At 63.3% G+C, this 23,994-nt stretch carries 33 protein-coding genes; 9 read left to right on the top strand and 24 right to left on the bottom strand.

Annotated features, from left to right (window positions below):
- Nucleotides 1-28: 28 nt before the first annotated feature.
- The 16 genes from rpmE to ffh all read right to left on the bottom strand — a co-directional run bounded on the left by rpmE (nt 29) and on the right by ffh (nt 9,875).
- On the bottom strand, nt 29-250 hold the full coding sequence (gene rpmE / locus ACTXGA_RS11665; RefSeq protein WP_443393803.1) for a 50S ribosomal protein L31: 222 nt from the start codon (nt 248-250) through the stop codon (nt 29-31).
- A gap of 11 nt (nt 251-261) precedes the next feature.
- Complete coding sequence (gene rplS / locus ACTXGA_RS11660) at nt 262-657, bottom strand: 50S ribosomal protein L19 (protein WP_443393801.1); 396 nt, start codon at nt 655-657, stop codon at nt 262-264.
- A gap of 243 nt (nt 658-900) precedes the next feature.
- Complete coding sequence (locus ACTXGA_RS11655; protein WP_443393800.1) at nt 901-1,239, bottom strand: hypothetical protein; 339 nt, start codon at nt 1,237-1,239, stop codon at nt 901-903.
- 61 nt (nt 1,240-1,300) lie between these two features.
- Nucleotides 1,301-1,759 (bottom strand): GNAT family N-acetyltransferase, encoded by a 459-nt coding sequence (locus ACTXGA_RS11650; protein WP_443393798.1) that lies wholly within the window; start codon nt 1,757-1,759, stop codon nt 1,301-1,303.
- On the bottom strand, nt 1,756-2,559 hold the full coding sequence (trmD, locus tag ACTXGA_RS11645; protein WP_443393796.1) for a tRNA (guanosine(37)-N1)-methyltransferase TrmD: 804 nt from the start codon (nt 2,557-2,559) through the stop codon (nt 1,756-1,758). Before trmD ends, ACTXGA_RS11650 begins: the two co-directional genes overlap by 4 nt.
- Before the next feature lie 64 nt (nt 2,560-2,623).
- A complete protein-coding gene (locus ACTXGA_RS11640) occupies nt 2,624-3,703 on the bottom strand; it encodes a hypothetical protein (protein ID WP_443393794.1) in 1,080 nt (359 codons plus the stop codon).
- 330 nt (nt 3,704-4,033) lie between these two features.
- On the bottom strand, nt 4,034-4,540 hold the full coding sequence (gene rimM, locus ACTXGA_RS11635) for a ribosome maturation factor RimM (RefSeq protein ID WP_443393792.1): 507 nt from the start codon (nt 4,538-4,540) through the stop codon (nt 4,034-4,036).
- 11 nt (nt 4,541-4,551) lie between these two features.
- Nucleotides 4,552-4,692, bottom strand: coding sequence for a hypothetical protein (locus tag ACTXGA_RS11630; RefSeq protein ID WP_443393791.1), 141 nt, complete (start codon nt 4,690-4,692; stop codon nt 4,552-4,554).
- A gap of 242 nt (nt 4,693-4,934) precedes the next feature.
- Nucleotides 4,935-5,303, bottom strand: coding sequence for a 30S ribosomal protein S16 (gene rpsP, locus ACTXGA_RS11625; protein ID WP_443393789.1), 369 nt, complete (start codon nt 5,301-5,303; stop codon nt 4,935-4,937).
- Between the two features lie 45 nt (nt 5,304-5,348).
- Entirely contained in the window at nt 5,349-5,645 is a 297-nt protein-coding gene (locus tag ACTXGA_RS11620; protein WP_443393787.1) for a chorismate mutase, read from the bottom strand.
- The gene (locus ACTXGA_RS11615; protein ID WP_443393785.1) at nt 5,638-6,240 is read right to left on the bottom strand and encodes a GNAT family N-acetyltransferase; all 603 of its coding nucleotides are present in this window, start codon (nt 6,238-6,240) and stop codon (nt 5,638-5,640) included. The genes ACTXGA_RS11620 and ACTXGA_RS11615 overlap by 8 nt, the downstream gene beginning before the upstream one ends.
- Nucleotides 6,240-6,809, bottom strand: coding sequence for a GNAT family N-acetyltransferase (locus ACTXGA_RS11610; RefSeq protein WP_443393783.1), 570 nt, complete (start codon nt 6,807-6,809; stop codon nt 6,240-6,242). The genes ACTXGA_RS11615 and ACTXGA_RS11610 overlap by 1 nt, the downstream gene beginning before the upstream one ends.
- Nucleotides 6,806-7,315, bottom strand: coding sequence for a GNAT family N-acetyltransferase (locus ACTXGA_RS11605; RefSeq protein ID WP_443393781.1), 510 nt, complete (start codon nt 7,313-7,315; stop codon nt 6,806-6,808). The genes ACTXGA_RS11610 and ACTXGA_RS11605 overlap by 4 nt, the downstream gene beginning before the upstream one ends.
- Complete coding sequence (locus tag ACTXGA_RS11600) at nt 7,312-7,842, bottom strand: GNAT family N-acetyltransferase (RefSeq protein WP_443393780.1); 531 nt, start codon at nt 7,840-7,842, stop codon at nt 7,312-7,314. Before ACTXGA_RS11600 ends, ACTXGA_RS11605 begins: the two co-directional genes overlap by 4 nt.
- Entirely contained in the window at nt 7,839-8,372 is a 534-nt protein-coding gene (locus ACTXGA_RS11595; protein WP_443393778.1) for a GNAT family N-acetyltransferase, read from the bottom strand. Before ACTXGA_RS11595 ends, ACTXGA_RS11600 begins: the two co-directional genes overlap by 4 nt.
- A gap of 3 nt (nt 8,373-8,375) precedes the next feature.
- Nucleotides 8,376-9,875 (bottom strand): signal recognition particle protein, encoded by a 1,500-nt coding sequence (gene ffh / locus ACTXGA_RS11590; protein ID WP_443393777.1) that lies wholly within the window; start codon nt 9,873-9,875, stop codon nt 8,376-8,378.
- Nucleotides 9,876-10,292: 417 nt separating this feature from the next.
- On the opposite strand from ffh, the gene ACTXGA_RS11585 reads away from it, so the two are divergent.
- On the top strand, nt 10,293-10,667 hold the full coding sequence (locus tag ACTXGA_RS11585) for a hypothetical protein (protein ID WP_443393775.1): 375 nt from the start codon (nt 10,293-10,295) through the stop codon (nt 10,665-10,667).
- An 8-nt stretch (nt 10,668-10,675) separates the two neighbouring features.
- Here the strand turns inward: ACTXGA_RS11585 and ACTXGA_RS11580 are convergent, their stop codons facing one another.
- Both ACTXGA_RS11580 and ACTXGA_RS11575 read right to left on the bottom strand, forming a co-directional pair.
- Nucleotides 10,676-11,155: a hypothetical protein gene (locus ACTXGA_RS11580; RefSeq protein ID WP_443393773.1), complete on the bottom strand. Its 480-nt coding sequence runs from the start codon at nt 11,153-11,155 to the stop codon at nt 10,676-10,678.
- Between the two features lie 75 nt (nt 11,156-11,230).
- Nucleotides 11,231-11,812 carry an FMN-dependent NADH-azoreductase gene (locus tag ACTXGA_RS11575; protein ID WP_443393771.1) on the bottom strand — a complete coding sequence of 194 codons (582 nt, stop codon included), beginning with the start codon at nt 11,810-11,812 and terminating at the stop codon, nt 11,231-11,233.
- Nucleotides 11,813-11,931: 119 nt separating this feature from the next.
- On the opposite strand from ACTXGA_RS11575, the gene ACTXGA_RS11570 reads away from it, so the two are divergent.
- The 3 genes from ACTXGA_RS11570 (at nt 11,932) to ACTXGA_RS11560 (ending at nt 15,100) form a co-directional block, all read left to right on the top strand.
- Nucleotides 11,932-12,813 carry a LysR family transcriptional regulator gene (locus tag ACTXGA_RS11570; protein WP_443393769.1) on the top strand — a complete coding sequence of 294 codons (882 nt, stop codon included), beginning with the start codon at nt 11,932-11,934 and terminating at the stop codon, nt 12,811-12,813.
- Nucleotides 12,810-13,712: a DMT family transporter gene (locus tag ACTXGA_RS11565; protein WP_443393767.1), complete on the top strand. Its 903-nt coding sequence runs from the start codon at nt 12,810-12,812 to the stop codon at nt 13,710-13,712. Before ACTXGA_RS11570 ends, ACTXGA_RS11565 begins: the two co-directional genes overlap by 4 nt.
- 77 nt (nt 13,713-13,789) lie before the next feature.
- Entirely contained in the window at nt 13,790-15,100 is a 1,311-nt protein-coding gene (locus tag ACTXGA_RS11560) for an MFS transporter (protein ID WP_443393766.1), read from the top strand.
- Here ACTXGA_RS11560 and ACTXGA_RS11555 read toward each other — a convergent pair.
- On the bottom strand, nt 15,064-16,182 hold the full coding sequence (locus ACTXGA_RS11555) for a beta-ketoacyl-ACP synthase III (protein WP_443393764.1): 1,119 nt from the start codon (nt 16,180-16,182) through the stop codon (nt 15,064-15,066). The genes ACTXGA_RS11560 and ACTXGA_RS11555 overlap by 37 nt on opposite strands.
- Nucleotides 16,183-16,284: 102 nt before the next feature.
- Between ACTXGA_RS11555 and ACTXGA_RS11550 the strand changes: the two genes are divergently transcribed.
- Nucleotides 16,285-16,533, top strand: coding sequence for a hypothetical protein (locus ACTXGA_RS11550; RefSeq protein WP_443393762.1), 249 nt, complete (start codon nt 16,285-16,287; stop codon nt 16,531-16,533).
- A gap of 47 nt (nt 16,534-16,580) precedes the next feature.
- Here ACTXGA_RS11550 and ACTXGA_RS11545 read toward each other — a convergent pair whose 3' ends face one another.
- From ACTXGA_RS11545 to pcaQ, 5 genes are all read right to left on the bottom strand, one after another.
- Nucleotides 16,581-16,919 carry a tRNA-binding protein gene (locus tag ACTXGA_RS11545; RefSeq protein ID WP_443393760.1) on the bottom strand — a complete coding sequence of 113 codons (339 nt, stop codon included), beginning with the start codon at nt 16,917-16,919 and terminating at the stop codon, nt 16,581-16,583.
- Nucleotides 16,912-17,724 (bottom strand): pyrroline-5-carboxylate reductase, encoded by an 813-nt coding sequence (proC, locus tag ACTXGA_RS11540; protein WP_443393759.1) that lies wholly within the window; start codon nt 17,722-17,724, stop codon nt 16,912-16,914. The genes ACTXGA_RS11545 and proC overlap by 8 nt, the downstream gene beginning before the upstream one ends.
- A gap of 57 nt (nt 17,725-17,781) precedes the next feature.
- Nucleotides 17,782-19,179, bottom strand: a complete 1,398-nt coding sequence (locus tag ACTXGA_RS11535) for a tannase/feruloyl esterase family alpha/beta hydrolase (RefSeq protein WP_443393757.1) — start codon at nt 19,177-19,179, stop codon at nt 17,782-17,784.
- Nucleotides 19,180-19,361: 182 nt separating this feature from the next.
- Nucleotides 19,362-19,862 carry a type III secretion system chaperone family protein gene (locus ACTXGA_RS11530; RefSeq protein ID WP_443393755.1) on the bottom strand — a complete coding sequence of 167 codons (501 nt, stop codon included), beginning with the start codon at nt 19,860-19,862 and terminating at the stop codon, nt 19,362-19,364.
- Nucleotides 19,863-20,042: 180 nt separating this feature from the next.
- Complete coding sequence (pcaQ, locus tag ACTXGA_RS11525; protein ID WP_443393753.1) at nt 20,043-20,966, bottom strand: pca operon transcription factor PcaQ; 924 nt, start codon at nt 20,964-20,966, stop codon at nt 20,043-20,045.
- Nucleotides 20,967-21,103: 137 nt separating this feature from the next.
- On the opposite strand from pcaQ, the gene pcaC reads away from it, so the two are divergent.
- The 4 genes from pcaC (at nt 21,104) to ACTXGA_RS11505 (ending at nt 23,878) form a co-directional block, all read left to right on the top strand.
- Nucleotides 21,104-21,517, top strand: a complete 414-nt coding sequence (gene pcaC / locus ACTXGA_RS11520; RefSeq protein WP_443393751.1) for a 4-carboxymuconolactone decarboxylase — start codon at nt 21,104-21,106, stop codon at nt 21,515-21,517.
- A gap of 12 nt (nt 21,518-21,529) precedes the next feature.
- Complete coding sequence (pcaH, locus tag ACTXGA_RS11515) at nt 21,530-22,258, top strand: protocatechuate 3,4-dioxygenase subunit beta (protein ID WP_443393749.1); 729 nt, start codon at nt 21,530-21,532, stop codon at nt 22,256-22,258.
- A gap of 61 nt (nt 22,259-22,319) precedes the next feature.
- Nucleotides 22,320-22,940, top strand: coding sequence for a protocatechuate 3,4-dioxygenase subunit alpha (gene pcaG / locus ACTXGA_RS11510; protein WP_443393748.1), 621 nt, complete (start codon nt 22,320-22,322; stop codon nt 22,938-22,940).
- Between the two features lie 107 nt (nt 22,941-23,047).
- A complete protein-coding gene (locus ACTXGA_RS11505) occupies nt 23,048-23,878 on the top strand; it encodes a 3-oxoadipate:acetyl-CoA acetyltransferase (RefSeq protein ID WP_443393746.1) in 831 nt (276 codons plus the stop codon).
- Nucleotides 23,879-23,994: the final 116 nt, after the last annotated feature.

Below are 23,994 nucleotides of genomic sequence, written 5' to 3'. Positions count from 1 at the left end.
GCGTAAATCGATCTGCGATGGCGTGGGATCAGAAACCCAGGCCTTCGTATTTCTTCTTGAACTTCGACACGCGGCCACCCTGGTCGAGGATGCGGCCCGAGCCGCCGGTCCATGCCGGGTGCACGGTCGGGTCGATGTCGAGCACGAGCGTATCGCCTTCCTTGCCCCATGTGGTGCGGGTCTGGAATTCGGTCCCGTCGGTCATCTTGACGTTCACGACGTGGTATTCGGGGTGCAGGTTCTTTTTCATCTCTGGACTCCTTACGCCTTGGCGCCAGCGCTCTTGGACTTGAGCGGCTTGTAGGTGGTGTCCTCGGCGATACGCGCGGACTTACCGCGGCGCGAGCGGAGGTAATACATCTTGGCGCGGCGGACGCGGCCACGGCGGACAACTTCGATCGACTCGATGTTGGTCGAGAACAGCGGGAACACACGCTCCACGCCTTCGCCGAAGGAAATCTTGCGAACGGTGAACGAACCCGCGATGCCCTTGCCGTTTTTGCGGCTGATGCAGACGCCTTCGTAGTTCTGCACACGGGTGCGCGTGCCTTCGGTCACCTTGTAGCCAACGCGAACGGTGTCGCCGGGCTTGAAATCGGGAATGGTCTTCCCGAGCGAGGCAATTTGTTCTGCCTCGAGCTGTGCGATCAGATCCATCTGACCTTACTCCTATGTTCGTCGCGGTTTGCCCGCGGAGATGTCTGGCAAGCCATTGTTTCCCGTCGGGAAAATAGCAGGCCAGCTGTTGTTTGTTCGGCTGATCGCCCGCGCTCGGGCTCACAACGTCAACCGGCACCGAGTCGCCCCGGCACCGGAAGATGCGCGTGTATAGAAAGGGCCGCCCTGCAAATCAAGGAGAATGCAGGGCGATTGGCCGGGTTTCGCCGTGTGGATCGGCCCCTAACGGGTCGAACATTGTGCCAGCGTCACGCCGTTCAGTGTCTGGGCATTCAGGTTGGCGGTCAAAACCATGATGACATGCGGATTGCCCTGTGCGTAACCCAGTTGCTCGACACAGTCTCCAACGCCGTTGTCGGCCTCGATCGAAAAGGTGGTCTGTGCCCCGTTCTCGGCCAACAGCTTGATTTTCAGTTGCTCGGGGTCTTCGTCGAAATCCGGGACGACGTGATTGAAAGACTGGATCTCCGTCCCGACAAAGCGCCATTCCTGCGTATTTTCCCAAGCCACGACGGGTGAAGCTGTCAGCGCTATGAGGGTGAAAGATCTGATTAGGGTCATGGGCGCTCCGATGCGGGGGTGGGCAGAGCGTTACATGCGTCGGGGCACCTGTAAACCGTCCTTAGAGAGACAGTTTGAAGCCGATGTGACTGCCGGTGAAGCCCAGGCTTTCATAGAACCGGTGCGCGTCAGGACGGGCGCTGTCAGTGGTCAGTTGGACAAGAGTGCAGCCGCGCCCGCGCGCGGTTTCGATGGCCCATTCGAACATCTGTCGACCCAATCCCGTGCCACGTTCGGCCCGCGCGATGCGGACGGATTCGATCTGTGCCCGCCATGCGCCGAGACGGGACAGCCCGGGGATGAAGCTCAGCTGCAGGCAGCCGACGGTCTTTTCGCCGCGTGTTGCCACAGCCAGAAACTGGTTCGGATCGGCTGCGATAGCGTCAAATGCGTTCACATAAGCGGCGTTCAGTGGCTGCGAAGCATCCTCGCGGGTCGCGCCAAGCGGGTCATCGGCTAAAAGGGCGACGATGGCGGCCAAATCCTCGGCTGTCGCCTTACGGACTGCGATCCCGCTCATGTCTCTTTCGCTTGGTGAGCGGCCCACAGGTCCGGTCGGCGTTCCCGCGTCAGCTTTTCGGACTGTTCCCGGCGCCAATCCGCAACGGCACCGTGATTGCCGGACAGCAAGACATCGGGGATCGGGCGGCCCTGCCATTCTGCGGGCCGCGTGTATTGTGGATGCTCCAACAGGCCGTCGGAAAAGCTTTCTTCCTCGGTCGAGGCGGCGTTGCCGAGCACGCCCGGCAACAGGCGCACCGTGGTGTCCAGCATCACCTGCGCCGCCAGTTCGCCGCCGGTCAGGACGTAATCACCGATGGAGACTTCGGCGATCTGGAAATGGTCGATCACACGCTGGTCCAACCCTTCGAAGCGCCCACAGATCATGGTAACACCGGGGCGCGTGGCCAAGTCCCGCGCCATGCCCTGTGTAAAGGGCCGTCCACGTGGCGAGAGGTAGATCAGCGGCGCGCCGGCGTGCTGGTTGGCGCGTGCGGTTTCGATGGCCGCGCCCATCACGTCGGGCCGCAGCACCATGCCCGCGCCGCCCCCTGCGGGCGTGTCGTCGACGTTGCGATGTTTGCCCTCGCCAAAGGCGCGCAGCGGTACGGTGTTCAACTGCCACAGACCGTCCTTCAGCGCCTTGCCGGTCAGCGACAGGCCAAGGATGCCGGGAAAGGCCTCCGGGAACAGCGTGATGACCTGCGCGCGCCATGCGCGGGCCAGTTCCGGCTCCGGCTCCATGAGGTCGCGTGGTTTCAGGGTCGGGCGGATGGTCTTGCGCCCGTGCGAACGGGTGGGGGGCGTATTTTCTGACATGTGCGGTCCTGCTTTGCGGGGCCCTGTTAACGCGGTGCGGGGGCGCGGGGCAAGCGGGCGCGGATCAGAGATAGTCTGCGCGGTGCGGCGGTTCGGTCAGGCGACCCGTGGCCAGATCCCAGCCGCGGCGCGGGCGCGGGTCGCGGCCCTCCAGCGTTTCGAGCGCACTTTGCGGATCGGGCCAGCGCGGCTCATTGGTCAGTGCGGCCAGCGCGTCCAGTTCCGTGGCCAGCCTGCTGGCGGTTTCGGGCATGGGTTTGAACGCGATCTCCGACATCGTGTAATAGGCGGCGTTGCTGCGCGAAATCAGGTGTTTGACCCTCTGCAGAAACGCGTTGTCACCGTCCAGTGCGGCAGCCACAAGTTGCGCGTTCTCTGGCAGACGAGAGAAGTAGGCCGCAACGGTGGCGCGGTCGCAGTTCGGACGCGACACGCACCAAAGCGCGGCCTCCCGCTGAACAGGATCGGCGGGATCATGTTCCAGAACGATCCGGTGCCACAGATCGGTGTCCGGCACGCCAAGGCTTTGCAGAGCGTCCCCCAGATCCCGGGGGGCTGTCGCTGTGGCCTGCAAACGGATCGTCGCCCGAAAGGCCGCAAGGGCGCGTTCGTAGCGCGCACGGTCGGCTGCGATCCGGTCGATTTCCTCCCGAAGGCCCTGCACAAGATCCGGCCGCTGAAACTGCTGCACCAGCCTGCTTGCCTCATCGGGGTCGGCGTTCAGCAAACGCTCCAACTGGGATAGTGCCATGGTCAGGTCGTCGGGCAGTTCGCTCAGGTCGGATACCTTCCAGCCGGTCAGCATGCGGGACAGGATGCGCGCAATGGCCGTGGCGCGGGTGGGTGGCGCCTCTGGCTCGGCGCGGCCTTCGACCGCCGCCGAAAGCGCGTCGGCCAGGGCCATGCGCTGATCGTCCGGGGCGGGCAGTTCCTTGCGGGCCCTGGTCAGGCCGGAGCGGCGCAACAAGGCCGGGCCGATCCGCCGCGCCGATGACCGCTTGCCGCGCAGCGAGACCAGTGCAGCGTAGCCGCTGCCAGTTGCGCTGAGGGCGATGCCCACGGGAACGCCGATCACACTGATCGGCATCATCACAAGGATCAGGGCCGGGCCAATGGCCACCCATGTCAGCAGTATGCGGTACATGATCGCGTCCACGATGCCACCTCTCGGTTTCAAATCGAATGCGGCTAAAATTGGACGAAAATTGCGGCTTGAGCGTGGCGGAGGCGCCCGAATTACTGCGCTTTTGTTTCGGGTTTCGAGATAGAGCCGGGTGAAGAGGCCGCTTGTTTTCAGTTGCGCGCAGGTCCGCCGCCCTGTGGTCACACCCGTGCTGCGGAAAGGCCAATAGAAAGGCTCGAACGAGTCACGGTCATTGGTTGCGCAAAAATCGCGACATGCAATTTTTGCGTGTATTCACTGAGGGGGTGTCCACCTTGGGGCGGTGCTATTGGTGGCGCGTGCCCTTGTCGCTCAGTCGAACAGTCCTTCGGGCGGATCAGCGACGATGCGGCGGGCTTTCAGGTCGACGGTCGGCACTGCGGCCAGAGTAAAGGGCAGCAGAACCGTGCGCGACAGGCCCGGAACCCGCAGTTCCAGCAAATCCGACGCGCCGTGATTGTGCACCGCATGTACCGTACCCAAGGCCGCGCCTCCGGTGTCGAAAACATCCAGCCCGATCAGGTCGGTGTGGTAATATTCATCGTCTGGCAGGCTTGGCAGGCGATCGCGGGGGGCAAACAGTCGTGTCCCCTTTAGCGCATCCGCCTCTTCCTTGGTCGCGACACCGGTCAGATGAGCGGCAAAGCCGTTCTTGATTTCACGGGTGATCTCAACTTCGAAGGCGCGCGCACCGTCCTCGGTGCGGAGCGGGCCGTACTCCTCGATCGCCAGCGGATCCGAGGTAAAGCTCTTCAGCCGGACCTCTCCTTGTACCCCGAAGGCCCCCGCAATGGCGCCGACGCAAATCTGGTCATCCATATCGCTCTCCCTCATGGTTCGGCGCAAAAGCCAACGCGCATCCACTGGCCGCCGGACGTCTCGCACTGGTCTTTCTGGTTGCCACGTTCAAAGAAGATGCCCGCGACAAAGGCGATGAGCAACAGCACACAAAGACGGACAAGGCGGAACATGGCGGCGGGTCTGGCACGACAAGCGGCAGAGCGCCAGCCCCCTTTCACGGTGAACGCGTTGCGTCACCATCTGCATGGCGGGCTACGGCCATCGATTGAGCATCGGCGGTTCGGTTGCCCTGCCGCTAGGTGGATTCTCCTCCGCGGACATGAAAAAGCCCCGGACGCGCAAGGCGTGCCGGGGCAATTCCCGCATACAGCGGTCGGGACGGGGTGATACCGCCGTCCCGGTCGCGATGCGCTTATTCCGCGTCTGCGGGCGCTTCGGCGGCTTCTGCTGCCTTGGCGGCTTTTTCTTCGGCGCGTTCCTGGGCTTTCTTGCCCGGGGCACCTTTCTTGGGGTTGTTTCGCTCTTTCTTCTCGATCACGCCAGCCGCTTCGAGGAAGCGCGACACGCGGTCGGTGACCTGTGCGCCCTGGCCGATCCAATACTGGATGCGCTCGACATCCATCTTGACGCGCTCTTCGCTGTCCTTGGGCAGGAGCGGGTTGTAGGTGCCGACCTTCTCGATGAAGCGGCCATCACGCGGCATGCGCGAGTCTGCAACGACGATACGGTAGAAGGGGCGCTTTTTGGAACCGCCACGGGCGAGGCGAACTTTGACTGCCATTTGTTTTCTCCTTTGATCGAATGGCTTGACTGACAGGTTTGTCCGTCAGGATTGGTGTTGTTTGTGGTGTTGGATGACTTCCTGAATCACGAAGTTCAGGAATTTCGTGGCGAATTCCGGGTCGAGGTCTGCCTGGAGTGCCAGATCCTGGAGCCGCGCGATCTGTTTTTCCTCGCGCGCGGGGTCGGATGGGGGAAGGTCGTGCTGCGCCTTGAGGACGCCCACGGCCTGTGTGTGTTTGAACCGCTCGGCCAGCGTAAAGACAAGGATCGCGTCCAGACGGTCGATCGACGAGCGATGTTCTTTCAGCAATTCGGCGGCGCGGGTTACGGCGTCAGTCAATGGCCCAGCCTTTCGGTTTGAAGAGGGGATCCTGGTAGTGTGCGATTTCCATATCGATGCCGTGGCCGCGCTGTCCCTGCAATTGCGCCAGCGTCGGGTGGCGGTAGACCGCGTCAGAGCCGTCGATCGAAGGCGCTTCAGGGTCCTTGGTGCAGCCCAGACGCTCGGCCAGCCGGATGCTGTCGAGGTTCTTGGGGTCGATATAGCTGACGGCCGTTTCCCAGCCGAGGTCGCGGTAGGCATAGCGGCGCACCCGGTCCGTCGCTTCTAGCGCATAGCCGCGGCCGCCCTTGTCCGGCCAGATGATCCACGCTATCTCACGCTCCGGCCATTTTGCCGGAAACCAGCCGCCCGCCATGCCGACGGTTTCACCGGTCTCGCGCAGGTGCACCATCCACATGCCAAAGCCACGGATTTCCCAGTGGCCGATCTCGGCAGCGTAAAGCATCCATGTCTCATAGGCATTCAACGGCCCGCCCATGAAACGCGAACGATATGAGGCAAAGGTCGCCTTGAAATCGGGGTAGTCCTTGGGGTCCGGCCCCCGCAGGATCAGACGTTTGGTTTCAAGAACTGGGATGTCGCGATGGCCCATCAGGCGACCTCTTTCCTGTGGCGAAAGACAAGGGTTTCGTCAGGCAGCAGCGCCTCTGCCGCTGTATCGCGCTGCGCGCCCGCCCCTGTCATCAGCGCGATGCAGCGGGTGTTTTCGGGCGCCACGTAAGACACGAGGCTGTCGAGACCGAAGTTTTCGAACGCATAGTCGCGCGCGGCGGTCAGGGCTTCCGCGGCGATGCCTGCACCTTCGGCCTCTTCGGTCAGGAAGAGGCCCAGTTCCGGCTCCGGGTCGTCGTATTCAAAGCCGACAAACGCAAAGCCCGCGGTCGGTTGCGTGGACGCGTCTATGGTCCACAGCCCAAAGCCGTGCAGAAGCCAGCAGGCGCAATAGTTGGTGAAGTCGCGCCAGGCTTCGGCCCGTGTGAACGGGCCGCCCATGTGCACGGCGCGGTCAGAACACAGGATCTTGGCATAGGCGTCGAAATCGTAAATGCGCGGGCCCCTCAGTTGCAGGCGGCGCGTGTCGATCACCGGCAAACGCCCGCCAAGACGCGCGGCGGAGCGCGCGGCGGGGCCGGGTCGATGCTGTTCACAGGGCGCGATCAAGGGTTCGGCCCTCCGGTGTGGCGCCAAACCTGCGCCGAGTGACCCAAAAGCAATGTGTCCCGTTCGTAGTCGGCGCCCAGACGTTCCGCCACGCGGCGCGAGGCAGTGTTTTCAGGATGGACGTAAGACACCAGGGGCCCAAGTCCGAGCGTTTCACCCGCCCAGTCCCGAGCCGCCGCCGCTGCCTCGGTGGCGTAGCCCCGACCTTCGAACCCGTCAAAGAGGTGCCAGCCCAGTTCGGGTTCTTCCCACATGATATGGTCGATCACGCCCACGCGGCCGATGGGCGTGCCGTCTTTCAGGACAGTGAACAGACCATAGCCCCGCAGCGCCCAATGTCCGGCCACGCCCAGGAAACTACGCCAAATGTCCATTTCGTCGCTTTTCTGACCGCCCGTGAACCGTGCGCGCGGCGAACGTGCATAGGCATTCACCGGCGCAAAATCGTTGAGGATTGGCGTGCGCAGGGTCAGGCGGGCCGTGCTGATCGAGATCTCGGGCGTCATTTCAACACAAGCTCCGGACCGGGGTGCCGCCACAGTTCGTCTTCGCCCATGTTCTCGTTGAAGTAGGTGCGCTCATACGTTGCGCCCATCCGGGAGGCGAGCGCGGCAGAGCGCGTGTTGCCTGGAACGATGTTCGAAGTCAGCGTGGTAAAACCCAGATCCTCGTAGGCCCAGCGGCGCGCGCGCTCCGCTGCCTCGCGGGCGATGCCCTTGCCCTCATAACCATCGAAGACAACCCAGCCCAGTTCGGGTTCCGGCCAGTTTTCCGGGAACCAGATGCCGCTGATTCCGACGGGCTCTGCGGTTTCTTTCATCTCGATGGTGAAATAGCCAAAGCCGTGCCAGTGCCAGTGGCCGACATTCAAGGTGAACCAGCGCCATGCATCGCCGCGCAGCGGAATATGGCCAAAGCCGTCCGCGCGTACCGGATCCCGCAAAAAGGCAATTACCGCGTCGGCATCGCGCTTTTCCGGTCCGCGCAGGATCAGGCGGTCTGTTTCCAGACGGGGGGCACTGGTGAGGCTCATGCGTAGGCCTCCGGGGTGCCATCTGCGTCCGGTGAATGGCGATATACAAGGGTGTCTTCAGCGGTTTCGCCCTCTGGCAGGGGCGCGTCCGGGTCATGGACAGCGCCAAGACGTTCCGCCAGCGCGATAGACCGGGTATTGTCGGGCGCAATGTAGCTGACCAGTGTCGTCCAGCCCTGCGCCCAGGCCCAGGCCAAGACTGCGATTGAGGCCTCTTGGGCGTAGCCCTTGCCCTCACCGGCTTCCAACAGGGTCCAGCCGATTTCACGTTCGGGGAAATGCGGCGGGCGCATCAGGCCGACCTGGCCGACAAAACGTCCGTCGCGGGTTTCGATGCCCCAGGCGCCGTGCCCCATCAGGTCCCACATCGCCACTTCGGAGGCCAGCCAGCGCCAAGCCTGCACACGGGGCACCGGGCCGCCCATGAAACGCGCACGGTCGGTCCCGAACAGATCACAAAGCTGTTCGAGATCACCCATCGTGTGGGCGCGCAGCGTCAGGCGCGGGGTATGCAGCGTGGGGGCGGGCACGGTTTACTTCTTTTTGCCCAGTCCAGAGAGCCCGGGGGGCAGGGCCGCACCGCCAAGACCCGGCAGGCCGCCCTTGGCGCCCATCTGCTTGGCCGCGGCTTCTAGTGCCTTGGGGTCCATGCCCTGCGCCATTTCTGGCGGCAGGCCGCCCTTGCCGCCGAACATGCCGCGCATGGCTTGTTTCAGCATGCCGCCTTTGCCCATCTTGCCCATCTTTTTCATCATGTCGGACATCTGGCGCTGCATCTTGAGCAGCTTGTTGAGGTCGGCGACCTCCATGCCTGAACCGGCGGCGATGCGCTTCTTGCGGCTGGCCTGAAGGATCTGCGGGTTGGCGCGCTCCTTCTTGGTCATCGAGTTGATGAGCGCGATCTGCTGGCGCAGCATCTTGTCGTCGATGCCCGCGCCGTCCATCTGCTTGGCCATTTTGCCCATGCCGGGCATCATGGACATCATGCCCTCCATGCCGCCCATCTTGATCATCTGTTCGAGCTGCATCTTCAGGTCGTTCATGTTGAACTGACCCTTCTGAAAGCGCTTCATCATGCGCTCGGCCTGTTCGGCCTCCAGCGTCTGCTGCGCCTTTTCGACGAGGGCAACGATGTCGCCCATACCAAGGATGCGGCCCGCGACGCGGTCCGGCTCAAACGTCTCCAGCGCGTCCATCTTTTCGCCAAGACCGACGAACTTGATCGGCTTGCCGGTGACGGCGCGCATCGACAGGGCGGCACCGCCGCGCCCGTCGCCATCCATCCGTGTCAGGACAACGCCGGTGATCCCGATGCGGTTGTCGAAATTCTCTGCCGTGTGCACGGCGTCCTGACCGGTCAGGCCGTCGACCACCAGAATGGTTTCGCGCGGGTTGGCGACGTCGCGCACCGCCTCGACCTGGGCCATCAGCTCTTCGTCGATCGACAGACGCCCGGCGGTGTCCAGCATGTAGACGTCATAGCCACCCAGACCCGCCTGCGTCTTGGCGCGTTTGGCGATGGCGACCGGGTCCTCACCCTTGACGATGGGCAGGGTATCGACGCCGATCTGCTGGCCGAGGATCTGCAACTGTTCCATCGCGGCCGGGCGGTTGACGTCCAGCGAGGCCATCAGGACCTTCTTGCCGTCCCGCTCTTTCAGGCGCTTGGCAAGCTTGGCGGTGGTGGTGGTCTTGCCGCCGCCCTGCAGGCCGACCATCAGGATCGGCGCGGGCGGGTTGTCGATCTTCAGCTTGCCGGGTTCACCCTCGCCCGACAGAACCGAGATCAACTCGTCATGGACGATCTTGACGACCTGCTGGCCGGGGGTGACGGATTTCGTGACTGCGGCGCCGGTGGCCTTTTTCTCGACCGCCTTGATAAAGTTGCGCGCCACGGGCAGCGAAACGTCGGCCTCCAGCAGGGCAACACGCACTTCGCGCAGGGCGGTGCGGACGTCATCCTCGGACAGGGCGCCCTGCTTGGTCAGCCGGTCGAAAACGCCGCCAAGGCGCTCGGAGAGATTTTCGAACATGGGGCGCTTGGCCTCCTCTTCTCGTCTTCCTTTGGTCTTCCCCCAAGGTAAGGGGGCGCGACCGGCATCACAATCGTGGCGGGCAATGAATGCCCGAAAGGCCAATGCGTGAAAGCCCCCGTGGGCGCAACGCGCTGACGGAGGGCGATCCCGGGCATAGCCCAAGGGACCGGAAGACAAAGAGGCTTCCGGAGGTTCGGGACCGATTAGGCGATGCGGGCCCCTGAGTCAAGGCAGACAGCGGGTTGGGCCGCGACCGCGCGGCAGGCGTCAGAGAGACGCGTTGCACAATCACCCGTTCCTGTGTCAGTGAGCGCGGGCTCTCCCATATCAAGTGTCCGGTTCGCCATGCCTGCCAGCTATCAAATTCTCCCACATCTCAATATTGTGCTTGTCCTGTTTCGGGGTGATGTCACCGTGGATCAGAACATCGAGACGCTCTTGCGCTATCGTTCGGACCCGCTGTTCGACGGCGGGCAGCATATCCTGCTGGACGTGATGGATTGTACCTTCCCCGAAAACTTCTTTGCGGAGACGGCGCGGCTTGCCCATCGGCTGACCGCCTATCACGAGGCCCGTGACCCGCGTGCGCGGACCTCTATCTTTGCCCCGGGCAAGGTAAACTTTGGCATCTGCAAGCTGTACCGTGACGCGGTGCGGGCGCGGATGCCCTATCCCCTCGATGTGTTCCGCGACCCGGAATCGGCTTTGGTCTATGCGGAACTGGATCCTCGGGATCCCGAAGTTCGCACCCTGCTGGGCGGAATCGGGGCCGGGCTCGCGTCAAGCTGACGTCTCACTCAGGTCTCTTCGACACCGAGCCAGCGATTGATTGCCCGCGCCATGCGGCCCTTTGGCCATCCGCCGGAACTGTATCCGCCGGTCAGCGAATAGGTGCCGGCGTGCTCTCCTGCGGGGACATTCAGAACAAGCTGGTAAAGGCGTTTGCCGGATCTGCGCGTCTTCAACACGCTGGCGTGTGAAATCGCGTTTAAAGGCAGATCAACGCGGCGCTGACCCAGTACGCTGGAAAAGGTGATGCGGGCGCTGTTGTCGGACCGGTCGAGCCGAATACGGGTGCAGCGGGACAGCAGCCAGATGGCAAGCCCAGACATGCCGATTCCGATTGCGACAAAGATACCGCCCTGTGCTTCGCCCTCTGCCAGTGCGGCCACGCCAAGGGCCGAAAAGACCAGCCCGAGGACAAGAAGGATGATCCCTGCAAGTCGAGAGCGGATGCTGGCCTCAAAGACCGAGTCCGTATTTTCGATGACGGCCATGTCCCGACGCTAGGGGCGCGGCGTATTACAGTCAATTTCCGGGACCGCACAGTGCGGCCCCGGACGATAGGCAGATCAGGCCGCCAGCTTTTCAAGGTCGTCCTTGGCGCGCTCCTGCGACGCCTCGGCATCCACCATCAGGCGGTCAGACCGCACCATCTGCACATCGGTGATGCCGACAAAGCCCATGACATGGCGCAGCCACGGGGTGGCAAAGTCGATCGGGCCGTCCACCTCTGTGCCACCCGACGCGATGGTAAAGATCACGCGCTTGCCGTCCAACAGGCCAACCGGACCGGTCTCGGTGTATTTGAAGGTGATCCCGGCGCGGGCAATCATGTCCACCCAGGCCTTCAGGCTGGAGGGCACGCCGAAGTTGTAAATCGGCAGGGCGATGACGATGGTATCGGCCGACTGCACCTCTTCGATCAGCGCATCAGACAGTGCCAACTTGGCGCGCTGCGCCGGAGTGCGGTCTTCTGCCGGGGTCATGTTGGCGGCGAGCCACGCGCCGTCGATTTGCGGCACGGTGTCGACCAGATCGCGAGAGATCAGCTTGGCCGGTTTCAGGCGCGAGATCACCTCATCTGCCAGTTGGCGGCTGACGGATCCTTCGGTGCGGGCGGATGCGTCGATGCGCAGAACGGTGTTGGTCATGGTCGGGGTCCTTTGGGAGGGTAGGTTATTCATGACAGAGATTTGGTTATTGCGTTTCCGAACGCAATTGCGCAAAAATCACAGCAACTGTTACTCAGCGCACATATTCGGAGTCTTGTATGGACAACTGGGATGAGATCCGGACCGCCTATCAGGTGGCCCGGCTTGGCACGGTCAGCGGCGCGGCAGAGGTTCTGGGCGTGCACCATGCCACCGTGATCCGGCATATCGATGCGTTGGAAGGCCGGATGGGCGTCAAGCTGTTCCAGCGCCACGCGCGCGGCTACACCGCGACGGAGGCCGGTCAGGACCTGATGCGCGTGGCGCAGACCACCGATGACCAGCTCCAGCAGTTGGAAGGCCGGATCAAGGGGCGTGGCAACGATGTGGCGGGGGACCTGATGGTGACATCGCTGGTGTCTTTCGCGCCGCTGATGGTGCCCGCGCTCAAGAGCTTTCGCGAGAAATACCCGGAGGTGATTGTGCGGTTCCTGACCGATGACCGGGTCTTTCGGCTGGAATACGGTGAGGCCCATGTGGCGCTGCGCGCGGGGGCATCCCCGCAAGAGCCGGACAACGTGGTGCAGCCGTTCAACCGGCAGGACATCGCCATGTATGCGCATCGGGATTATGTGGCCGCGATGGGCATGCCAGAGGATGAGGAGGCGCTGAAATCCCATCACTTCGTCGCCCATGACGATCCGGACAGCCGCGCCCCGTTCCAGCGTTGGTTGAAAGCCAATGTCCCCTTCGAACAAGTGGTATTCCGCAGTACCGATGCGCGGGTGATCCAGGCGGCGATTGTCGAAGGCGCGGGGATCGGTTTTCTTGGCACGCGTGAGGCGGCGCAATATCCCGAGCTGGTGCAGATCATGCCGCCAAGAGAGGAGTGGGCCTCTCCGCTGTGGCTGGTGACGCATGTGGACCTTCACCGGACCGCCAAGGTTCAGGCCTTTCTGACCCATCTCAAGGCCTTTGCCGGAGAAGGGTCTGCCCGATGACAGAGGCGGGGCGCGGCCATCTGGCCATGCTGTGCTTTGCCATGCTGGTGTCCGGGTCGTTCTCTCTGGGTGGGCTGGCGGCGCCCCATATCGATCCGGCGGTGCTGAACGCGGTGCGTTTCGTGATCGCGGGTCTGGTCTTGTGGGTCTGGGCGTTGGCCACGGGCAAGGTGAACCGCGCGCTGTTCGCCGCGCCCTGGCGGTATTTCGTGCTGGCGGGGCTGTTCGTCCTCTACTTCGTGACCATGTTCGAGGGTCTGAAGACCGCAGAACCGGTCAGCATGGCCGCGGTCTTTACCCTTAATCCGGCTCTGACGGCGGTGTTCGGCTATTTCGTCGTAAAGCAGGTGACGACCCCCCGCATGGCGCTGGCCATCGTTGTGGGAGGCATCGGCGCGCTCTGGGTGATTTTCGACGCGGATATTTCGGCACTTATGCGGTTCGAGATTGGGCGGGGAGAGGCAATATATTTCTGGGGCTGCATCGCGCATGCGCTCTATGCGCCGATGCTGCGCAGGCTCAGCCGGGGCGAATCCGGCATCGCTTTCAACGCGGGCATCCTGACGGCGGGATCGGTGATCCTGTGCCTCTGGGCGGGACAGGATCTGCTGGCGATGGACTGGGCCGCATTGCCCGCGATTGTCTGGTGGACGATCCTCTATGTCGCATTGGCCGCGACCGGCGTGACCTTTGTCATCCTGCGCTACGCCACCCTGCGCCTGCCTGCGGCCAAGGTCATGGCCTATACCTATATCGTGCCCAGCTGTGTGATCCTCTGGGAACTGGCGCTGGGGCAGGGGGTGCCGACGCTGATGGTGCTGCCGGGCGTGGCGCTGACGGCCGCTTCCTTGCTCATGTTGCTGAAAGATGAGGATCGGCCCAAGCTTTCTACAGCGTGATGCGACGGGTCGTGTTCCGGCGTTTTCAGGACAAGACGAATATTGCAGCTTTACACTGAACCTCTAGGCTGGCGGCCATGATAAGACAGCTTCTCCCCGTCAGCGCCCTTTTGTTCGGTTCCGCCCTCCTGCTGTTTGCGGGGGGCATGCATGCGCTGATCCTGCCGGTTCGGGGGACTGCAGAGGGGTTTTCGGCCACCTCGCTGGGCCTGTTGGGGACGGGCTGGGCCGTGGGGTACGTGCTTGGCTGTGTTTACGTGCCGCGCATGGTGGGATCGGTGGGGCATATCCGCACCTTTGGTGTCATGTGCGCCTTTGCCGCCGTGGCGATCCTGCTGCAGGCGCTGGTGGTCAGGACAGAGGCATGGATCCCGGTGCGTGCGGTGTCCGGTTTCTGTTTTGCCGGGGCGGCGATGATCGTCGAAAGCTGGCTGTCGGACAAGGCCAGCCCCAAAAGCCGCGGCACCATTTTTGGCATCTACACGATGGTCAATCTTGGCGCGACGACCGCCGGACAGATGGCCGTGGCGACCGGCGATGCCAGCGGCTTTCTGTTCTTCGCCGTGGCGGCGATCGTCTATTGCATGGCGCTGGTGCCCACCGCTCTGTCGACGTCCGAGTCGCCGCCGCCGCTGACCTCGGTCAAGCTCAACCTCGCCCTTCTCTGGCGCAACTCGCCGGTGGCGGTGGCGGCGGTATTCCTTGTCGGCATTTCGAACGGGTCCTTCGGGACCTTGGCAGCGGTCTACGCTGGAGGTGTCGGCCTGCCGCTGTCAGCCATTGCGCTCTTTGCCTCGATCCCGGTGCTGGCGGGGGCCTTGGCGCAGGTTCCCATCGGATACGTCAGCGACCGGATGGACCGGCGCAAGGTTCTGGTCTTTGTCGCGGTTGTCGCGCTTGCTGTGGATCTGGGCTTTATCCTGTTGGCACCAGAGGACCAGTTCATGAACCTTGTCCTGGTTGCGGCCTTCGGTGCGGCGATCTTTGCGATGTATCCCATAATCGTCGCCCATGCGAACGACCACGCTCCCGAAGGGACCGCCATTCAGGTGTCCGGAGGACTGCTGATGGTCTATGGCATCGGCAGTATCGGCGGTCCGTTGGTCGCTGGTGTCGCCATGTCTGCCACCGGGGCGCAGGGCCTTTTCCTGACCACGGTCGTGGCCCATGTGGTGATGATCGTTTATACGCTCTGGCGCATCCTGCAGCGCGCCGCTGTGCCGGACGCCGAAAAGCGTGCCTTCCAGATGTCGGCCCCGGCCAAGGGCATCACGCCGGAAACCGCCGTCCTTGCCGGCGGTGAGGACGAGGCCGAAGAACTGGAAGAGGCGATGGAGGCCGAAGAAGCCGCTCAGGCCCGTTCGACCAGAACCGATCCAACCGAATAGCCTGCGCCGAACGAACAGATCACGCCACGGTCTCCCGGTGCCATGTCGTCGGAGTGTTTGGAAAAGGCGATGATCGACCCGGCGGATGACGTGTTGGCATAGTCCTGCAGGATGTTGGGTTGTTCACCCGCTTCCGGCACCCGGCCCAGCACCTTTTTCCCGATAAAATCGTTCATCGTTTTGTTTGCCTGATGCAGCCACAGGCGTTTCAGCTGATCCGCGTGCCAGCCCTCCTCTTCCATATGGTCGAGGATATGGGCCGAAACCATAGGCAGCACTTCCTTGAAGACCTTGCGCCCGTTCTGCATGAACTGCATGTCGCGCCGGTCCTCCATCTGGTCATGGGCGCGGCGCAGAAAACCGCTGTTGTTGCGGATGTTGTTGGAAAACTGCGTGGCGCAGCGGGTGGAATGGATGTCCCAGCGCCCGCCTTTCGCGTCGTCCGACGCCTCCAGCAGAACGGCCGTGCAGACATCGCCAAAGATGAAGTGACAATCGCGGTCGCGCCATTCCAGATGGCCTGAACAGATCTCCGGGTTGACCACCAGCGCCCGGCGTACGCTGCCGGATCGGATCATGTCGGCGGCGGCCTGAATGCCGAAAGTGGCAGAGGAACAGGCCACGTTCATATCAAACGCAAATCCACCACAGCCCAGCAGCGTCTGGATTTCGATGGCGATGGCCGGATAGGCGCGTTCGTGGTTCGACGCGGCGCAGATCACAAGATCCACGTCCTCGCCCGCACGGCCCGCCATCTGCATCGCCTTGCGGCAGGCATCCACCCCCATTTCCGCCATGATGCCCGGCGCCTCGTCCGGGCGCGGGTCCAGCCGAGGATACATGCGCCCGGGGTCCAGCACGCCCTCCTTGTCCAGCACATAGCGCCGTTCGATGCCCGAGGCGGAAAAGATGAAATCCGGGCTGGAATGCGCCATCTCCTGCACCTCGCCTGCCGCAATTTCCGCCGCGTGCTCGGCATTCCACCGATCCGCATAGGCGTTGAAGGCCACCACCAGTTCCTCGTTCGAGATGCTGAGTTCGGGGGTGAAAACCCCGTGGCCGGTAATCGCGGGCATGGTCATGGGCGCGTCCTCCTGTCCGGCGAGCGAACCGCAAGCCGCGGCCAAGGTCAAGGGAACCCCTGCGGAAGGCGGTACGTTCTCCTTCTTGAAAGGAGCAGCATCATGGACCGTTTGTCGTGGTATATCAGCCTGCTTGTCTTCACCGTCGTGTCAGGCGCCCTGATCGTCACCTTTCTGGCGGTGGAATGGTACAGCTGGAACGCAATCGCTCTGTCGGTGATCCTTGGCCTAGTGGCGGCGCGGCCGTTCGGGCGTCTCATTTCGCGCAGGATCAAGCGTGACGACCCGCAATTTGATCCGCCAAAGATCAGGCCGGGGCTTGTTCCCGACCCAAAGGCACCGGAAGTATGATCCGGAAAAGGATACGGCCGCCATTATGCCCGGCGGCCGTATTCCATTCAGTGCATCCGCGAACCGTTCGGCGCGGCATGATCCGGGCCAATCAGTACGATTGCGTCCGCACCATCCGACACACCTAGGACCAGCACCTCTGACCGCATCGGCCCGATTTGGCGGGGCGGGAAATTGACCACCGCCATCACCTGTTTGCCGACCAGCGTTTCCGGGTCGTAATGCAGGGTGATCTGGGCAGAGCTTTTCTTCTCTCCGATCTCGGGGCCGAAATCGATCCAGAGCTTGATCGCCGGTTTTCGCGCCTCGGGGAAAGGTTCCGCGCGGATCACGGTGCCAAGGCGGATGTCGACCTTGAGGAAATCGTCATAGGTGATCTCAGCCATTGGCCAGCTCCCTTGACCGGCGGGCCGCAGCGGCCACGGTGGCACGGATCAGCGGCGGCAGGCCCTTGTCCTCATCCATCAGCACCTCAAGCCCGGCCTGCGTGGTGCCATTGGGCGAGGTTACGTTCTTGCGCAACTGGGCGGGATCCTCACCGGATTCTTTGGCCAGTGCGCCCGCCCCCGCAACGGTGGACCGTGCCAGCGCCATGGCAAGGTCGGGGGCCAGCCCCTCGGCCTCACCCGCTGCGGCAAGGCATTCGATCATATGAAACAGATAGGCGGGGCCGGATCCGCTGACGCCGGTAACGGCATCCATTTGCGCCTCGCTGTCCAGCCGGACAACCTCGCCGACGGCGGACAGCAGGTCTTCGGCCTGCGCCAGATGCGCGTCGCTTGCCTGCGCATTGCCGATGATCGCTGTGATCCCCTTGCCCACGGCAGCGGGGGTGTTGGGCATGGCGCGCACGATGGGCACCGCTCCCAGATGCGCCTCATAGGTGGACATGGGGATGCCGGCGGCGACCGAAACGAACAGTGTCTGGCCCTTGGGCAGCGATTGCAGCGCCGGCAGGGCTTCACCCATCATCTGCGGTTTTACGGCGATCAGGACAACGGCGGGGCTGTCGCCAAAGCCTTCGTTGATCAGCACGCCCTGTTCTTTCAGCCAGTCCGAGGGGTAGGGATCCTGCACCCGAACTGATCCAGCGGGCAAGCCGCGCGCCAGCCAACCGGCCAACATGGCCGACCCCATCTTGCCGCATCCCAACAGCGCCAGACCGCGCCGTGCCAGTTCCGTGTCCTGCATGGTGTTCCCCTTGATACGTGCGGCGGAGACTAGGCCCGCCGCACGCAGGGGACAAGGTCACTCGGCCATGATCGAGACAGGCGCGCTGCCCTCGTTCAGCCACGCCTCCAGAGGCGTCATCGGGTCGAGGCTGGCGGCATTGATGCCGTCAGGTCCGGGCAGAATGCCGCAATGGTCGACGCCGGGCACCATGAACAGCGCGACGTTCTCTTTCAGAACATCCTCGCCCCCTGCAGCCTCGGATGCCTTCTCGTACCAGTCCACGGTCTTGTAGGGGGTCACGATGGCATCGGCCCAGCCATGCCAGACGATCATCTTGCCGCCCGCCTCGCGGAACTTGGACAGGTCCGGGCTGTCGCCGTTATAGACCTCGGACATGACCGCCAGCCGCGCCGGGTCTTTCTCAAAGTCGAAGTCCATCGGCGTCCATTCCGGGCCGGGATCCACCGGAAAGGCCATGTAGCGGCCAAAGTTGACGGCAAACGCCGGAACGAGGTTTCCGCCGCCTTTGCCGTTGCCCGTCAGCCAGAGCCACCAAAAGGGTTCGGACCCTTCCGGCACGCCGCCCGGGTACAGCTGCTCTCCGGCGGCATTGCGGGGGCCTTCACGCCATTTCATCAGCGTGTCCATCTGCTGATTGCTCAGGCCAAGCCCGCTGTAATCCACGTCACACGCGCGCGGATCGGCAATCGACCCGTCCTCGGCCCCGTCCACCGCATCGCATTGTTCATAGACCGCGTCGCCGATCAGCTTGGCCTCTTCCGGGCCAAGGATCTGGCTTCCGTCCTCCGCCGTATTGGCCTGTACGATCCACGCCATCTTGGTCGCGACCAGGCCGGGGTAATCCATCGCGGGCGCGCCGGAAATGATGCCGTCGAACATATCCGGATACCGTTGCGCCGCCACATGTGCCATGCGCCCACCGGTCGAACATCCCTGAAAGATCGCCTGCTCCGAACCGCTGCCATAAAAGGCCTCGATCATCACCTGCGCCACGCGGTTGGTCTCGCCGATCGACCGCCAGCCCCAGTCGCGCTCCGCATGCGGGTTGTTGTGGGCCCAGCCCGCATCCACGACGCTCAAGGCATGATGCCCGCTGTCAGAGGTGGCCGTGGCATAGCCCCGCTCCAGCCCCGGACGCATGGCGTTGATCCAGCTGGACCCGGCATCGGCGCGGCCCAGAATGCCGCAGAACCCGCCGCAGCCCGCCTGGTAATACTTGCCGTTCCAGCCGTCCATCGGCAGGCGCACCTCAATGGAAATGGCCGGAAGGGCGGTGGCGCGCACTTCGCAATAGGCGGGCAGTCCCTCGCTCTCAATCACCCGGGCAGAGGTGACATTCCCCGCGGACAACACGGTGTCGCGCAAGGCGTTACAGGCGCCGTCGTCCTGTTGGGCCAATAGGGGGCTGGCCCCGGCCAATAGCATAGCCAGCGCCGAAAGGCGGGTTTTCATGGTCACTCTCCCTGGATTGTTCTTGTATGGGCAGAATTGCCGCCCGCCCGATTCAACTCAAGGGAAATTCCGGTCTAAATGAAAAAGGGCGCTGCCACTGCGCGCCTCTGTTTCTTCTCTTTCGAAATACCGCCGGGGGAGTCGTCACGCAGGTGACGACGGGGGCAGAGCCCCCATCCCGATCATGCCCGCCCGTAGGCCTCGGCAATGGCCACTTGCATCGCCTCTTTCGGGGTCTTGTCGGTCCAGACCATCAGCTGGAACGCCGGGTAATAGCGTTCTGCGCTCAGTACGGCAGCGGTGATCATGGTGTCGATCTGCTCAGCGCTGGCAACATTGCCCCCGGCCAGAACCAACCCGTATTTGTAGACCATCAGCTTTTGCTCGGCCCAATAGCTGAACGACCCGGCCCAGCACTGATCGTTGATCAGGTTCAGCCCTTCGTACAGCTCCGACAGTTGGGCCTCGGGCGGCTCCATCTCGAAGGTGCAGATCATCCGCAGGGTTTCGTCAAAGGCGGACCAGGCCAGCGTGATCGAGTAGGTGCGCCACTGCCCCTCAACCGCCATGGCGATCTGGTCGTCCGCGATGCGGTCGAAGTCCCAATCGTTGAACTCGGCGATGTGCTCGACAAGGTCGATGGGGTGCAAGTCGTCGGTGAGATACTGCTCGGACAGGGCCATGCTGCCACCTCTTTGGTTATGGCGCTGCTGGCTTTTTCGGCCCCCAGCGCTTGCTGCCTGCTCAAGGGTCTGCGGGGCATACCCGCGCCCTTACAAGATATGGTGCCTGTCCAGAGAGGGGTGTGTAAAGCGATATTTTGATGAACACCGCATTAAGTTGTGGACGAATGCGATTCGTGCTCACGATATGGGTAAAGTCTCTGCTTCGTGTCGGAGGGCACGTTCGAACAACTGCCTACTGCGCGAGGCCGCGCTGTCATGGCGGGTCATCAGCCCCACGGGGCCAGCCGTCAGATTCAGGTCCAATGGCAGGGCCTCCAGCGCGCCATCTTCGATTTCGGGGGCGACCACCCCTTCGGAGATGAACCAGACCGCGTCCGATATCCGCAAAAACCTCCGCCCGAAGGCGCCCGACACACAGTCGATGCGGTCGCGGAACAGGCCCAACCCCTGCGCAAGACACCAGCGGTCGACCAGCGGCCGGATCGCAGAGCCTTCGGGTGGATACAGTACCGGCCAGTCCGTCAGCTCGCTCGGCGCAAATCCGTCGCGCGTGGCCAGCGGATGCCCGCGCCGCACCACGCAGACCACCCGTTCCTGATACAACTGGGTGAACGACACGCCCGCCATCGTCTCGGGCGCGCCCATGCGCCCGATCACAAGGTCCAATGACCCCGCCAGCAAATCGCGCGTCAAAGCCCCATGCGCCCCGTCGCGCAGGATCAACTGGGTTGCGGGCGACAACTGCCGAAAGCGCGCCACGACGCGCGGCATCAAACGCACCGCCACGCTGGGCAGTGCACCGACGCGCAGCACCTCGGCCCCGCCCTGCCGCACATCGGCCACCCCGGATATGCCCCGCCGCAGCGCTGCAAGGCTCTGCCCCGCGAATTCAAGGAAAACCTCACCCTCGGGCGTCAGCCGCACCCCGGCACGGTCCCGCGTCATCAGTACGGCGCCAAGGAGTTCCTCCAGCTCTTTCAGGGTTTTCGACAGGGCGGGCTGCGTCAGGTTCAGTTCTGCGCAGGCGCTTTTCAGGCTGCCGTGCCGTGCAATCGTCGTAACCGCCTCCAGATGGCGCAGCTTTATCCGGCGGTCGAGCATTCACTTTCCAATTTTGACAACCATCATGGCGAAAATGCCATTTTACTTTGCCAATACCATCATGTTCAAGGTTGGGGAGAGGGGTTTGTTGGTCCTGCGGTTCAGCGCGCAGGGGGCGACGCAGGCGGAGGACACCCATGACCAATCGATTTGAGACCGGAATGAAAACCCGCCGCAGCGTACTGGGCGATGCCCATGTGGACCGCGCCGAAGCGGCCAAGACCCCGATGGACGAGGCTTTTCAGACGCTCATCACCGAGAGCGCCTGGGGCACGGTCTGGGCCTCGGACGGGATTGCGCCGCGCGAGAGATCCATGCTGACGCTGGCGCTGTTGGCCGCGTTGGGGAACTTCGAAGAAATCCCCATGCACATCCGCGCCACGGAACGGACCGGGGCCAGCCGGACAGATGTGCTGGAGGCGTTTCAGCATGTGGCGATTTATGCGGGCGTGCCGCGCGCCAATCACGCGCTGAAGCTGGCCAAGCAGACCTATGCCGAAATGGACGCCGCAAAGAATACCCGGGACGACGCGCACCCCGAGGACAAGTGAGGAGAGACCGACATGCCCACCCAAGGCGAATTCTACCAGCGGGACCGCGACAGGCATCCCCCCGCCTATGCCCGGGAATACAAGACGAGCGTCGCGCGCTCGCCCCAGTATTCGCTGATCAGCCTGCAGAACTCGGTGTCCGAGATCACCGGCCCGGTCTTTGGCCACAATGACATCGATCCGATGGACCGCGACCTGATCTTCAACTACGCGCAGCCGGGCGAAAGCGCCATTGGCGAGCGGATTATTCTGCACGGCCGGGTTCTGGACGAAAACGCGCGCCCGGTGCCGAACACGCTGGTCGAGATCTGGCAGGCCAACGCAGGCGGGCGGTATCGGCACAAGAAGGACACCTATCTTGCGCCCATCGATCCCAACTTTGGCGGCTGCGGGCGGACGATCACCGATGAGAACGGGTATTACTTTTTCCGCACGGTCAAGCCGGGCGCCTACCCGTGGCGCAACTACGTGAACTCCTGGCGGCCCGCGCATATCCACGTGTCGGTCTTTGGCACCGCTTTTGCGCAACGGCTGATCAGCCAGATCTATTTCGAGGGCGATCCGCTGATTGCCAAGTGCCCCATCGTGCAGACGATCCCCAGCCAAGAGGCGATCGACAGCGTGATCGCGGCGCTGGACATGAATGCGACGATCCCGCTCGACAGCATCGCCTACAAGTTCGACATCGTGCTGCGTGGTCGCCGCTCGACCCTGTTCGAAAACCGTCTGGAGGGGAACTGATGCGCCTTCAGGAAAAGTGGAAACCGGTTTTCCGCCCGGAAGGCGCACAAGGAGAATGACCATGGTCCAGAAACTCGACTACCTCAAGGAAACGCCGTCGCAGACCGCCGGGCCCTATGTTCACATCGGACTGGCCCCCGGAGCAGCGGGCTTTGATCTCTACAAAGAGGAACTGGGCTGGGACATCGCGGGCCCGAATGCCGAGGGAGAGCGCATCCGCGTCGAAGGGCTGGTGATCGACGGTACCGGCTCTCCGGTCAAGGACGTGCTGCTGGAAGCGTGGCAGGCGAACGCCAAGGGTATCTATGCCCACCCCGAAGGCGGCGGTGAGGTCGAAGAAGGCTTTCGCGGCTGGGGCCGGGTGATCACCGATTTCGCCACCGGCGAATGGGGGTTCGACACCGTCAAGCCGGGCAAGACGCCGGGCCGCAACGTGGGCTTGCAGGCACCGCATATCAACCTCTGGATTGTCGCGCGGGGCATCAATGTGGGCCTCAACACGCGGATGTATTTCGAGGACGAGGCCGAGGCGAACGCCGCGGATCCGGTCATGAACCTGATCGAATGGGAACGCCGCCGCGCCACCCTGCTGGCCAAGCGGACGGAACGGGACGGCAAGGTGGTCTATCGTTTCGACATCCGCCTGCAAGGCGAGGACGAAACCGTCTTCTTTGACATCTGAGCCGATCCGGAAGGGCCGGGGGGCAGTGCTTCCCAGCTTCTCCCTTGTCCAAATTCTGATTACCCTGTCCGTCACCAAGACCGACAAAAGCGAGGGGAGCGCCTGTCATGACCAAGCCCTGCATCATCTGCGTCGCCATCACCGGCTCTGTGCCGAAGAAAAAGGACAATCCCGCCGTCCCGATCACGATCGAGGAGCAGGTGGAAAGCACGCAGGCCGCGTTCGAGGCCGGGGCGAGCATCGCCCATTGTCACGTCCGTCTGGAAGATGAGACGCCGACCTCTGACCCGGAGCGGTTCGGGCGGTTGATGGAGGGACTGCAAAAGCATTGCCCCGGCATGATCATTCAGCTGTCGACCGGCGGCCGGTCGGGTGCCGGGGCGGCGCGGGGCGGGATGCTGCCCCTGCGGCCGGACATGGCGTCGCTGTCGGTGGGGTCCAACAACTTTCCGACCCGCGTCTATGAGAACCCGCCGGATCTGGTGGATTGGCTGGCCTCCGAGATGCGGACCTATGAGGTCAAGCCGGAGATCGAGGCCTTTGACCTCAGCCATATCTTCAAGGCGGCCGAGATGAACAAGGACGGGCGCATTCCGGGCAGGCTGTACGTGCAGTTCGTGATGGGGGTGAAGAACGCGATGCCCTGTGATCGCGAGGTCTTCGACTATTACATCAAGACCGTGCAGAGGCTGGCGCCTGACGCGGAATGGTGCGCGGCCGGGATCGGGCGGCATCAGGTCGAGGTCAATGAGTGGAGCATCGCGGCGGGCGGGCATACCCGCACCGGGCTGGAGGACAATGTCCGCTGGGACAAGGAGCGGCTGGCCCCGTCGAATGCGGCGCTGGTCGAGCGGGCGGTGAAGCTGTGCGAGAAATATGAGCGGCCCGTGGCGACATGGCAGCAGGCCCGCGAAATCCTGGAATTGCGGGCCGCCTGAGCCGCCGCCTGACCCCTTGCGCGCGGGCATCCCGAAAGGGGTGTCCACGCGTGGACAAGTTAGGGGGAATGCAGGATCAAGGACTTACAGAGACGGATTTACCAACCGTTAGGAAA

This window comes from Antarctobacter jejuensis, from assembly GCF_052266595.1.
Classification (GTDB): domain Bacteria; phylum Pseudomonadota; class Alphaproteobacteria; order Rhodobacterales; family Rhodobacteraceae; genus Antarctobacter; species Antarctobacter jejuensis.
Note: the sequence above shows the minus strand (reverse complement) of the source record. Positions and strands in the feature narration are given on the sequence as shown.